Origin of the sequence: Tenacibaculum salmonis (assembly GCF_041053065.1) — a bacterium.
Lineage (GTDB): Bacteria > Bacteroidota > Bacteroidia > Flavobacteriales > Flavobacteriaceae > Polaribacter > Polaribacter pacificus_A.
On record NZ_JBFCVV010000001.1, the window covers coordinates 512,568 to 526,348 of the forward strand.

Sequence of the window (13,781 nt, forward strand, 5' to 3'; positions counted from 1 at the left end):
AATTAGCCTTCTTTAACATATCCCCAATTTTCACCAGTTTTAATTCTGTGAAGTTGCATTTCTGAAACACCAAATTGTTTTGCAATCATTTTTAAACGAGTCCTTCTATTAGGGTCATTTAATTTTCTTTTGATTAACATTACTTTTGTTTCTGTGAGTTTTGCTGTATTAGGTCTGTGTTTATGAACCTTATTTACATACTCAGGATTTGTAAACTGATGTACTTCTTTTTCTCTTTTTGTAGCCCATTTAAGATTTTCAAGTCTATTGTCTTTTTTATCATAATTTAAATGAATGACATATTGATCACCTTCTTTACGAGGTAAAAAAGTTTCAGCAACTAGTTTATGAACATACCTACTAGTTGTTTTTCCATTTACACGTTGTTTTAAAGGTAGGTTTTGGTAACCATTAATAAAAGATACTTTTACTAATAATTCTTCTTCGGTTTTACAATTAATAATTCGACCGTAATTGGATATTTTAAAATTTTCTTTTTCAGAGATTTTATTATCAAATATTATTTCTTTCCACATTTCATTTCTGTAGTTTCGTATCATATTTTCAATATTTTATCTGAACTTTAATAATAAATAGCATTTTATTATTTTACGTAAAAATACAAAATTTCTTTTAATTATATTTATTAGCATTAAAAAGCTTATTTTCAACTAGATATGTATAATAATAGTATTACTTATAAAAGAACCTATCCCAGTATTAAGCTACATTTTTATCAATATTAAAAAAAACAGTAGCTAATAATATTTTTAATAAAACTATCCGTATTTTTATATTAGTATAATTCTGTTATGTAAAAAAAATATTTACTTGGCATAACAATTGTTTTATATAAACATCAAAATAGTACTTTAATTAAGAATATTACTAAAATACTGTTTACTAGTTAATTAAAAGTTTAAAAGTGCGTTTTATAGTATTTTAAATAGTATAAAAATGTCACTATGACACCTATAAAAAATATGAGCAAATCAAAAATAATACATTTAGACAATTTGTCGCTTCAAGATGCTTTTAATGAGGATTCAGAATTAATCCCATTATTAACTCCTGAAGATGAAGAATTAATTAATAAAGAAAAAATTCCTGCTGAATTACCAATTTTACCACTAAGAAATACTGTGTTATTTCCTGGTGTTGTAATTCCTATTACCGCTGGTAGAGATAAATCTATTCAGTTAATAAAAGATGCAAATAAAGGTGATAAAATCATTGGTGTTGTTGCACAAAAAGATGTTGCTATTGAAAATCCTAGTTTAAATGATATTCATAAAACAGGTGTTGTCGCAAAAATTTTACGTGTTCTTAAAATGCCTGATGGTAACGTAACTGTTATTATTCAAGGACAAAAACGTTTTGTAATTGATGAAATTACACAAGAAAACCCTTATTTAAAAGCAACAGTTAATGAAGTTATTGAATATAAGGAAATTGAAGATGAAAAAGAATTTGAAGCAATTATAGAATCTATAAAAGAACTAGCATTAGAGGTTATTAAAGAAAATCCAATGTTACCTTCTGAAGCTTCAATTGCTATTAAAAATATTCAATCGAATTCATTTTTGGTAAATTTTATTTCATCTAATATGGAATTAAGTGTCGCCAAAAAACAAGTATTACTTGAAGAAGATAATTTAAGAGAACGTGCTCTTTTAACATTAGGTAACTTAGATAATGAACTTCAGAAATTACAATTACGTAATGATATTCAATCTAAAACTCGTTCTGATTTAGATAAACAACAACGTGAATATTATTTACATCAGCAATTAAAAACCATTCAAGATGAATTAGGTGGTGTTTCTCATGATCAGGAATTAGATGAAATGAGGATAAAATCTAAAACAAAAAAATGGAATAAAAAAGTTAGTGAAACATTTGAAAAGGAATTAAATCGTTTAAAACGAATGAACCCTCAAATGGCAGAATATGGTGTACAACGTAATTATTTAGAGTTAATGTTAGAATTACCTTGGAATATTTATTCTAAAGATAAATTTAATTTAAAGAGAGCTCAAAAAATATTAGATAGAGATCATTTTGGTTTAGAAAAAGTAAAAGAACGTATTATAGAACATTTAGCCGTTTTAAAATTACGTGGAGATATGAAATCGCCAATTATTTGTTTATACGGACCTCCAGGTGTTGGTAAAACTTCGTTAGGGAAATCAGTTGCTGAAGCATTAGGACGCAAATATGTTCGTATGTCATTAGGTGGTTTACGTGATGAAGCTGAAATTCGCGGACATCGTAAAACTTATATTGGTGCTATGCCTGGTCGTTTAATTCAGAATATTAAAAAATCGGGAACTTCAAACCCTGTTTTTGTTTTAGATGAAATTGACAAGTTAAGTCAGAGCAATCAAGGAGATCCTTCTTCAGCAATGTTAGAGGTTTTAGACCCTGAGCAAAATACAGAGTTTTATGATAATTATTTAGAAGTTCCTTATGATCTTTCTAAAGTTTTATTTATTGCGACCGCAAATAATTTAGGTCAAATTCCTTGGGCATTACGTGATCGTATGGAGCTTATTAATGTTACAGGATATACTATTGAAGAAAAAATTGAAATAGCTAAAAAATATTTATTACCAAAGCAATTAAAAGAACACGGATTATCTACGAAGCATTTAACTGTTAGTAAAAAACAAATAGAAAAAATTGTAGCAGGATATACACGTGAATCAGGTGTACGTGGTTTAGATAAAAAAATTGCTAAGGTTGTTCGTTTTGCAGCGAAATCAATAGCGATGGAAGAGGAGTATAATATTGATGTAACCAATGAAGATATTGAAACTATTTTAGGTTCACCTCGTTTAGAACGTGATAAATATGAAAATAATGATGTTGCTGGTGTTGTAACAGGTTTAGCTTGGACAAGTGTTGGTGGAGATATTTTATTTATCGAATCTATTATTTCAAAAGGAAAAGGTGCACTTTCTATTACTGGTAATTTAGGTAAAGTAATGAAAGAATCTTCTACAATAGCAATGAAATACATTAAGGCAAATGCAGAAGAATTTGGTATTAATCCTGAAGTTTTAGAAAAAAATGATGTACATATTCATGTACCAGAGGGAGCAACTCCTAAAGATGGACCAAGTGCTGGTATTACTATGTTAACTTCATTGGTTTCTGTATTTACACAACGTAAAGTTAAAAATAGATTAGCAATGACTGGTGAAATTACGCTTCGAGGAAAAGTATTACCAGTAGGTGGAATTAAAGAAAAAATATTAGCAGCTAAACGTGCTAATATTAAAGAACTTATTTTATGTGCTGATAATAAAAAGGATATTGAAGAAATTAAGAAAAGTTATTTAAAAGGTTTAACTTTTCATTATGTAACTGAAATGCATGAAGTAATTGATATTGCACTTACAAAGCAAAAAGTAAAAAATGCTAAGAAATTAGATTAAATACTTTTTTTTAAAAAAACCTCTCAAATATTTGAGAGGTTTTTTTTGATTTTTAACGGTTAATATTAGTGGTGAAATAAATATTAAAAAAAATTAGCATATTCAAAAAATACTTTTAAATCAATAAATAAGAGTTTTTAATACTCCAGTTCATTTTTACTTTATTTAAAGTATAGTAAGCTTATTCTTTAAATTTCATTTTGTATATTTTTTAAAACACAATATTACAGAATGTTATTGATAATTAAATTTTAATAAATATTTATTATTGTAATAAATTATTTAAGATTAAAACAATAAAAAGTGTATAATTATTAGTTTATTAAAAATATTCGTTATTTAGGACTTTAATATATTTAATATATCATTGTATTAAATTTTTATAATTATCGAAAAAAAACACATCTATTTAATCTTTTTTTTGTCTAAAATTCAGATTTTTTATTAAAATACATTTTTTTCTTAGTTATTGGATGTAAAAAGACTAAAGTATCTGAATGTAAATGTAATCTTTTTGATTTTTTCCCATATAAATCATCTCCAACAATAGGAGTATTTAAACCTAAACTATGAGAGGCATGCACTCTTAATTGATGTGTTCTTCCTGAAATAGGGTAGAAGTAAATTTTTGTTTTCCCTTCTTTTCGTTCTATAACTTCCCAGTTTGTTTTTGTGGGTTTTCCGTACTCATAACATACTAATTGTCTGGGTCTATCATCTAAATCTACACGAAGAGGAAGCGTAATTGTGCCTTTATTTTTAGTAACAATTCCATCTAATAAAGCTGTATATCTTTTTTCAATTGTTCTATTAATAAACTGACTTTGTAAAAATTTATGAGACTCTTTATTTTTAGCTAAAACTAATAAACCTGAAGTAGCCATATCTAAACGGTGTACAATAATAGGTCCTGAAATATTTTTTATTTGTTGTTTTATTCGAGTATATACAGAATCTTTAATATGAATTCCTGGTACTGACAAAAAATCTTCAGGTTTATATACTACTATAAGCTCATTATCTTCAAAAATAATTTCAATTTCTTTACCAATAGCAGGATTTTTTAACAAAGGATTTGTGTCCATTTCAATTCCAGATAACATATGTGTTAAAATAGGCTTACATTTTCCTTGACAAGCAGGGTAGAATTGCTGATGTTTTCTGATTTCTTTATTTGGTGATTTTCCCCACCAAAATTCTGCCATTGAAATTGGTTTTAAATCATGTAAAAAAGCATACTGTAGTAGTTTAGGCCCCGCACACTCTCCAGAACCAGCCGGTAAATTGTGAAGAGAAACTCCTGAGAACAATTCAGTTAAATTTTTTGTTTCTTTTTTTGAATTTAAAAACTGATACTGTTTCGCTATATACATTTGTAATTCAATGGATTTAGCTTTGCGTTTATCTATTAGACTATTTATTTTATGTGTAAAAAGTAAAAGTTTTTCTTTTGTAGGTTTTAAAGTATGTTCCCAGTAACGTTTTACGTTATTAAAAAAATGTTTAGACTCTATACTTTCTTTACTTAATTTACTTTTTAAAACAATAAATTCTTCAGGGGATAGTTTGTTTATCGCTTTATCTCTTTTTAAACTTCGATTTTTCTTAGCAATTTGTAGTGCTTCTTTTTTTTCTTGAATATCAGATATAGCTCTTTTACTTTCTAATTCATTTTCAATAACTAATTTTTTGTATTCAATATTTGCAACTAAAGATTCTAATTCGTAATTTATTTCTATTAATGTTTTTTTTTCTTTTAAGTAATAAGAATCTTCTGAAAGCATATCATAAACAGGGGGAATAAATTTTACATGTGTATTTGTCTCAGCCAATTTCCCTGAAACAGCTGTAATATATCCAATTTCATTTTCTTTGTTTTTTACAACTAAAACTCCAAACATTTTACCAATAGGAATCCCTTTTTTAGATGAATTTAACCCGAAGTTATGCTCAAAATCAGTTTGATTTTTTAAATAATTAATTATTTCTTTTGTAGCTAATTTACATAAAGGGTGTGGTTCATAATAAAATGGGAAAGTAAATTTCTTAGGAAGTTGTATTTCATTTATAGGACTAGAAAAATATTGAAAATGTGTGTTCAAAATAGAGTGACTGTTTTAAGCAAATATACTTTTTTTGAACTTATTTTATTTACTACTTTATTAATCTCATTCATCTACTATAAAATTATATTTTCATTATAAAATAAGGTAGGGTAGAGATGTACTCTTTTTTTTAAATAAGAGATGAGTATTCAAAACACTAGATTATTAAGAACTCTTTAAATTGTCTAAAATAAATAGACCTTCTTTATGAATGGAAGTACTTATTTTATCTAAATTAAATTAAATGAACAAACCAAGATAAGATAAGTGTAAGTAAGAGCAGAGGAGTTTGTATTTTTAAGTTTAAAAACAAAAATAACATAATCGCTGACTTACTGATATTTACAAATATCAACCAAAACACATTACTAGTTAACATTTAACACATCTTACTCCTGTTTACTATTGTCATTAGCGTATCGAATTATCTAAAATCGCAATAAGTTACATATGTATAAAAATAAGTTTGAAATTTTATTACTCTTATATTGTTTTTTCAAACCTTGACCTACCCTAAAAGGCTAGAAACTGCTCGAGTTAAAGAAAGAGAGTAGGGAACTTTATTTCATCTTATTTATTAGCTGTAGCCGGTTTATTTTATTAGGGTTTATATATTTGTGAATGATTAAATTAAAAAGTTTACTAACACTCAGAAATCACACGATTAACAAATGTAACACTACTTAAACTTTTATTTTTAAGTAATTTATTTTCAAAAAATGGTGGTCACACAGAGTTAGAGATTGATTACTTTTGTAAAAAGAATTGATCCTGGTCAAGTAAGATACTGATTTTAAAAAAAATTACTTTTGCGTTTAAATTTTAATTCAACAGTCAACAGAGTTTTTATTTTCTTCATCTATATTTCATAAATTCTTTCCCAAGAAGTAAAAAAAGGAATGATTAAAAAATCATTAGGTATTGATAAATAAGAAACGGTTGTCCTGTATTTATCGGTGCTAATATAAAATGAGTTATTTCTATAAAGACATTTTTATGTTCATATATATAGAAACCGTTTTCTATTTTTTTAGCTAACATATATGAATACAGATTTATTTTGATAGTATAAAATACTAAACCAGTATTATTTAAATTTTCTTTTGTTCTGATTTCAAAAACCAATTCTCTTTTAATTTCTTATCTTTTGAACTACTAATATCAACGTTGAAATGGGGGGAGTCTTACGTTAAAAAACATAAGCGTAAGAATTAATAAAGGGAATCCTATAGGGATGAAAAAAAGAAATTTAATCCAATTATTACTAATTCCTTTATAGAAAAAAGCATTTATAATTGTCAAAAAAACTGCAATTAAAAAAATAATTCCTAATCCATAGAAGAAAGTTAAACCTTTAGCTATTGCATTTCCAGCAGCTTCGTTACCCGAAAAAGGCATGTTTGCATATTTTTTTAAAGCTATTAAAACTACAATTGAATAGAATATTACCGAGATAATTATAATCATATTACTATTTATTGATAACAACATATATCTAAATTTATCTAAAAAAAACGACTTTATTTTTATCTGCTAAAAAATAACAGGTAAAAATAAAGCCGTTTTTTGATGTGATTTTTTCAAATATAATCAATCAAAACAAAAGTAATTTAAAATACTTATATTATTTATTTAATACTTAAAAATGAAAAATGATAATTAATACCTAAGTTAAAGTAAGCATTACTTAGGTTACCTCCACGTGCTTTTACATAACCTAAACCGCTACGGATATCTAATTTATCTGTCAGTTTATAATTAATTCCAATACTCGGTTTTACGATTAAACCTTGCCCTGTACTAATTCCACCACCACCAGCAGCACCTCCTAAAAGCTGTGCAAATATCGATATTGTATCGTTAAAAAAAGTATTTGATTGCACTCCTAAACCAACAATACCCTCTGCATAAGCACCTGCCGCACCAAAATTCGCAAACGAAGTTTGACCTGCTCCGTACACATATTTACTCAAGAAGAAGTTAATTTGTAACGATATTTGATGCATATCTTGAGTAAAACCACCTTTATCATCATCTCTTGCCGCATTCATATATAAATCTTGTTTTATGATTGCTTCTAAACCTTTCAATTTAGCTTTTGAAAATGTTTTTTTCTGTTGTGTAGAAGAGTTAGTTCCGTCTTTATCGATATAATATTTCAATCCAAAACCTAAGGTAGAAGAGCTAAAGTGAGCATCAGGACTCATTAAAAACCCTTTATTAATTGATACATATATATTATCAAATAACTTTTGTTCTATAGAAATATCAGGATAGATTAAGAAACCACCTTTAGTATCAACACCACCGCCACCACCTGCTCCAATACCAAATTTAGCTAGGATATTTGTACGGTTTTTGTTTATTGAAGTATGATATCCTGCACCTAAAAAAACATCCATATAACCCGCTTTTATTCCATGATATGCACCATCAGCTTTTATAAAATAGAAGATGTTTTTATTCAAATAAGAGTTAAATTCAAAACCAGCTAAGCGTATTGTTTTATCTTTATAACTACCTTTAGTAACATCTAAATTATTTAAATGAACTAGTAAAGAAACTCTATTACTAGGGTTATTCCAAAGAGTATTTTTTAAATCATCTAGTATAAAAGAGCTTTCACGTTCTTTAAAATCTACTGTTTCAAAAGACAAAGGTATTTGAATAGCAACGTTAAATTGACTGCTTTTAATTGCTCCTTTATCAAAGAAATCAATATAACTATACCCAGCAGTTGTTGAAAAATACTTGAAATTATAACCTAAATTTAGATGAGGCAAAATAAAAGCACCACCGCCATCAGGAGCAGAAGCACCGCCACCACCGCCAAAATGAAAACCAGCATCAATAAATAGGTTTTCGGTGATTTTTTGTTGTACACCAGCATTAACTCCCAAAGTAAAAAAACCACCACGGATTCCGCTTATAGCTCCATAAATACCAGCACCTGCATAACTCCAATCATTTAGTTTTAAGTTATAATGAACACCAGTAAAACCCATGTTTTTTTCATTATCAGGCATTTTTATTGATAAGAAATCAACTTGTCCAAATCCTATTTGAGTTTCTTTTTTAGGTGTTTTTTGTCCGTAAAAAAAATGAACACTCATAGTAAATGCTACTATAAGTGTTCGTTTAATAAATTTAAATAACATTTTATTAATTGTTATGTTGTTAAAAAGTGTTTTAATCGTGTATTTTTTGACGTTTTCCATCAATATAAGAAGCAACAAAAGCATCTTCAATTCCAAGTGTAATTAGTTCTTGTCTTAACTCTTTTGCTTCTTCTAGAGTAGTGAATAAGCCTAATGAATATTTAAAATACCCGTCTTTAGAAGTAATTATCGATGGTATTGTTTTAGATGATAATAAAGGGAATTTTTTATCATAAAGAACCCCTATCTGAACAGAGTACATTGTTTCACCTGTTGTATTATTCTTTACTTCATCAATAGTATTTTCTAGATTTTCAGAGTCAATTCCTGAATTTGAATTTGTTGAACTAGAATTTTCCAAAGCTCTTAAAGCTCTTATATTAGCTCTTTTAACACTATCTAAAACTCTACTATTTTCTTTGTTTTTTATAACTGCAATATCATCTTCACTAAAAGAAGTAGCTCCTCCTGTATTAGTATAAAAATAATAACAAGCTCCTAATGAAAGACCTAGTAATAAACCTAATAAAATTGTCGTAATTTTAGATTTCTTCTGAGAAGATGTTAATATTTTTTGCGTTTCACTTAATTCATTTTCAGCTTCTTCTCTTTTTAACTTGTTGTTATCTAAGTCTTCTTGCATTAAAACAAGCTTTTCTTCTTCTATAAAAGGCATAATGTAAATTTATTTTAAATGTTAATTTAAATTTTGTCTAAAGTACAAATCTTTTTTTACTATTGTTTAATTACAGTAATAATCACCGTTTTAGAAGCGGGTGTATGACTAATTCTAGCCTTGCTTTTTATCGGAACTAATACGTTTGTTTCAGGGAAATAAGTAGCTGTACATTGCTTAGGAATGCTATAAGGAATGACTAAAAATCCAAAAGCATTTCTTTTTTCTCCTTGAAAATGACTTGTTAAATTCACTTTATCTAATTTTGATAATCCTTGTTTTTTCATATCTTCAGGATTCATAAAAATAACTCTTCGCTCATTTAAAACACCTCTATAACGATCATCTAAACCATAAATAGTCGTATTATATTGATCATGAGTTCTAATTGTCATCATCATAAATTGATTATTATCTAAAATAATATCCGAAGGTAAATTCTTTGAAAAGTTCGCTTTTCCTGTTAAAGTAGGAGTGTAGTCATTATTTCTAGCATTATTTGGAAGATAAAAACCACCTTTTATTCTGACTTTTTCGTTGTAATTTTCAAACCCAGGAATAGTCGCTTCAATCTTATTTCTAATGAAATCATAGTTAGTAATAAATAACGACCAATTTATTTTGGTATTTTTTAAAGTTGCTTTGGCAATACCTGCTACAATTGCGGGTTCGCTTAATAAATGTTTAGAACTAGGTTTTAAATGTCCATTCGATTGATGAACAACTCCCATCGAATTTTCTACGGTAATAAATTGCGCACCAGATTCTTGAATATCTTTTTCTGAGCGTCCTAAACAAGGAAGAATCAACGCTTTTTTTCCATGGATTAAATGACTTCTATTTAATTTTGTAGAAATTTGCACTGTTAAATCACAATTTCTTAATGCTTCTGCGGTGTATTCAGTATCTGGAGTTGCAGAGATAAAATTACCGCCCATACCTACAAAAACGGATGCTTTTTTCTGATACATAGCCTCAATAGCTGAGATAACATCGTAACCATTTTTACGTGGTGCTTTAAATTTAAACTCTTTTTCTAAACTATCTAAAAATGAAGGTTTTGGTTTTTCCCAAATCCCCATCGTACGATCTCCTTGTACATTAGAATGCCCACGAACAGGACAAGTTCCTGCGCCTTTTTTACCGATACTTCCTTTTAATAATAATAAATTTACGACTTCACGAATATTATCTACACCATTTTTATGTTGAGTTAATCCCATTGCCCAACAAATAATTATCTTATCATTATTGATAATTATTTCAGTAGCTTCTTTAATTATTTCTAAAGATAAACCTGTTTGAGGAAGTAGTTCTTCAATTGTATAAGATTCTAAATCAATTAAAAAATCATCTAAACCGTGTGTTTTTTCTTTTATAAATTGATGATTAAAAACTCCACCTTTTTCTTCTTCTTGAGCTTTCATTATCTTCAAGATAATTTTAAGTAAAGCAACATCTCCATTGATTTTTACTTGAAGAAATAAGTCTGTTAACTTATCACCAGAGCCAAACCATTTTAAAGGATTCTGAGGATCAACATAATTCATCAATCCAACTTCTGGTAATGGATTTATTGTGATTATTTTACCACCATTTTGCTTTGTATTCTGTAAAGCACTAAGCATTCTAGGATGATTTGTTCCAGGATTCTGACCTATAACTATCACTAAGTCAGTGTGATTGAAATCATCTAACGTAACGGAACCTTTACCTATACCAAGTGTTTCCGAAAGTCCACTTCCGCTACTTTCATGACACATATTTGAGCAATCAGGCAGATTATTTGTTCCGAATTTACGTACAAATAATTGATATAAAAAAGCAGCTTCATTACTTGTTCTACCAGAGGTATAGAATATTGCTTCGTTAGGGTTTTTTAAATTATTTAACTCACTACCAATAGTATCAAAAGCATCTTTCCATGAAATTTCTTCGTAATTAGTAGCACCTTCTCGTAAAATCATGGGATGTGTGATACGTCCACTTTTTCCGATTTCATAATCTGACCATTCAGATAATTCCTGAACCGTATGTGTTGCGAAAAATAGTGGGGACACTCGATTTGTCGTAGCTTCTTCGGCAATTGCTTTTGCGCCATTTTCGCAATATTCTGCTAAAAAAGCTCTTTTTTGATCAGGGTCTGGCCATGCACAACCAGGGCAATCGAAACCATCTAGTTGATTAATGTTTTTAAGTAGCTGAATACCTTTTACAACTCCAGACTCAGTAAATACATGATTTAAAGCTGATTGTATTGCTTTTGTTCCAACTGCTTTTTTAGGTATATCAATAAGTTTTATTCCTGTTAAAGTTTCAGTAGGTTGTGCCTGTTGTATGTTTTGTTTTTTATCACTCATAATCTATGTATTGAGGATTTGTATAAACCGTCATTTTATTATTTCTACTAAAGCCAATTAAACAAATCCCGAACTCTTTTGCAAAATCAACAGCTAAAGAAGAACAGGCGGAAACAGCAATAATAATAGGGATTTTAGCAAAAAAAGCTTTAGAAACAATTTCGTAGGAAACACGTCCGCTAACAAGCATATAACTTACTTCTTTTAATTGCTTTTTATTGATTAAATCTCCAATGCATTTATCAACAGCATTATGACGACCAATATCTTCTTTAATCGTTAATATTTCTTTTTTATTATTAAATAAAGCACAAGCATGACTTCCTCCAGTTTTTTTAAATAGATATTGTAAGTCACTCATTTTTAAAAACATATCAAATGTTACGTTAATTGATTTATCATATTTATTTATAAGTGGTTTATCAGTTGTTTTTAAGTCTTTTAGTTCTTTTTTCCCGCAAATACCACAAGAAGAAACTGATAAAAGTGTGCGTTTATTTAAATAACCTTTTCTTAATTTATCGATAGGTATTATAACATTTAAAATAACCGAAGTATCTGTGTTTATTTCAATAACGATAATCTCTAATTTATCGCTACTTTTATAAATGTCTTCAGCATACAAAAGACCTCTGATTAATTCATTATCATCACCAGGAGTTCTCATTACAACAGTATAAGATTCACTATTTATATTAATTTGAAGTGGTGCTTCAATAACAAGATTATCATCTATTTTTAAAGATGTATTTTCTGATAATTTTATAGATTCGTAAACATTTGATTGTTTCATATGGTAACAAATATATTTAAAAATAGGTGAGTTTATAAATTTAAATCATGCTTAAAATTAAACTATTCCAGTATTTTAGAACACTGAATTACGATGAGTTCATTATCACTATTTGTTGTGAAAAATAAGTAAGTATCTCCGCCGTCTTTTAACTTTGTTTCAGTTCTAATTTGAGTAACACTTTTTGGGAAATTTCGTGTAGTAATATTAGCTTTTAACATTGTTAAAACTTTCTTTATTTTTTTCTTATTATAGGGATAAACCTGTATTATTTTAAAAGTTCTTCCAGGGAAATCACTTACAACTTTCTCTGAAGTATATAGGTGTGAATGTTGATGTAATTTATAAACATCATAAGAATTTGAAACTTGATTGAAACCACCTGATTTTAAAATTGCAGAATTCGGCTCATACAAAAAATTAACAGGAGATAAGTATCGTTTTTTACATATAGATTCTAAGTAAAAATTAAATCTTTGAGTGTTGCATTTCAGTATATTAATAGTCTTTATCTCAATTATTACATTAGATTTTTTACATAACAAAAAAAGTAACTCTTTTACTTCGTTATTTACAGCTACAACATGAATTTCTTTCACAAATTTCAACTCATTTAAGGTTGCTTTGATGTCTAGCATCGGTGAGTTTTTAATTAAAATTGTATCTGATTTTTCAAATAAAAAATCAAGATTTTCAGGTACATTTGGTAAGCAATCTTTTAATAAAAAAACTTTTCCTTTTATTTCATCCCTGCGAGATGGATCAATATAAATACAGTCAAATTTTTGAGAAGATTTTTTTAAATAATCCAATCCATTTACAGCAATTGTTTCGATATTATTTACTTCTAATTTCTTATAATTATGAGTAACTATTTTAGAAAGATTTTCATTGATTTCAGCGTGAATTACTTTGTCAAATTTTTTAGAAAAATAAAAAGTATCAATTCCAAATCCGCCAGTAATATCAATTAATAATTTCCCTGAAACTAAATTTGATTTATAAATCGCTGTTGCTTCAGAAGAAGTTTGTTCAATACTAATTTTAGCAGGATAATAAATGTTTTTTTTATTAAACCAAGTAGGTAATTTTGTTTTTGATTTTTGCTTACTAATAATTTGATTTGATAATTCTTGTATTGAAATAGTATCAAAAGGACTTCCTTTTAAAATTAATTTTGTGATGTCCGAATTTAAATTATTATCAATAAATTCCTGTGGCTCTTTATGTAAAATAGTTGTATTCAATA

Annotated in this window: 9 protein-coding genes; 1 reads left to right on the forward strand and 8 read right to left on the reverse strand. The window is 27.6% G+C overall.

Annotation, left to right across the window (positions count from 1 at the left end):
* Positions 1-2: 2 nt before the first annotated feature.
* Entirely contained in the window at positions 3-560 is a 558-nt protein-coding gene (locus AB0T67_RS02050) for an HNH endonuclease (RefSeq protein ID WP_271232021.1), read from the reverse strand.
* 423 nt (positions 561-983) lie between these two features.
* Here AB0T67_RS02050 and lon point away from each other — a divergent pair, with 423 nt between their 5' ends.
* The gene (lon, locus tag AB0T67_RS02055) at positions 984-3,440 is read left to right on the forward strand and encodes an endopeptidase La (protein WP_369218937.1); all 2,457 of its coding nucleotides are present in this window, start codon (positions 984-986) and stop codon (positions 3,438-3,440) included.
* Between the two features lie 425 nt (positions 3,441-3,865).
* Here the strand turns inward: lon and AB0T67_RS02060 are convergent, their stop codons facing one another.
* The 7 genes from AB0T67_RS02060 to AB0T67_RS02090 form a co-directional block, all read right to left on the reverse strand.
* Positions 3,866-5,542, reverse strand: a complete 1,677-nt coding sequence (locus AB0T67_RS02060) for an RluA family pseudouridine synthase (RefSeq protein WP_369218938.1) — start codon at positions 5,540-5,542, stop codon at positions 3,866-3,868.
* 1,164 nt (positions 5,543-6,706) lie between these two features.
* Positions 6,707-7,012, reverse strand: coding sequence for a hypothetical protein (locus AB0T67_RS02065; protein WP_369218939.1), 306 nt, complete (start codon positions 7,010-7,012; stop codon positions 6,707-6,709).
* Positions 7,013-7,173: 161 nt separating this feature from the next.
* Positions 7,174-8,658, reverse strand: coding sequence for a hypothetical protein (locus tag AB0T67_RS02070; protein ID WP_369218940.1), 1,485 nt, complete (start codon positions 8,656-8,658; stop codon positions 7,174-7,176).
* A gap of 76 nt (positions 8,659-8,734) precedes the next feature.
* A complete protein-coding gene (locus tag AB0T67_RS02075) occupies positions 8,735-9,379 on the reverse strand; it encodes a hypothetical protein (protein WP_369218941.1) in 645 nt (214 codons plus the stop codon).
* A 59-nt stretch (positions 9,380-9,438) separates the two neighbouring features.
* Positions 9,439-11,739 (reverse strand): FdhF/YdeP family oxidoreductase, encoded by a 2,301-nt coding sequence (locus tag AB0T67_RS02080; RefSeq protein ID WP_369218942.1) that lies wholly within the window; start codon positions 11,737-11,739, stop codon positions 9,439-9,441.
* Complete coding sequence (gene fdhD / locus AB0T67_RS02085) at positions 11,732-12,532, reverse strand: formate dehydrogenase accessory sulfurtransferase FdhD (RefSeq protein ID WP_369218943.1); 801 nt, start codon at positions 12,530-12,532, stop codon at positions 11,732-11,734. The genes AB0T67_RS02080 and fdhD overlap by 8 nt, the downstream gene beginning before the upstream one ends.
* Before the next feature lie 62 nt (positions 12,533-12,594).
* On the reverse strand, positions 12,595-13,779 hold the full coding sequence (locus AB0T67_RS02090; RefSeq protein WP_369218944.1) for a THUMP-like domain-containing protein: 1,185 nt from the start codon (positions 13,777-13,779) through the stop codon (positions 12,595-12,597).
* Positions 13,780-13,781: the final 2 nt, after the last annotated feature.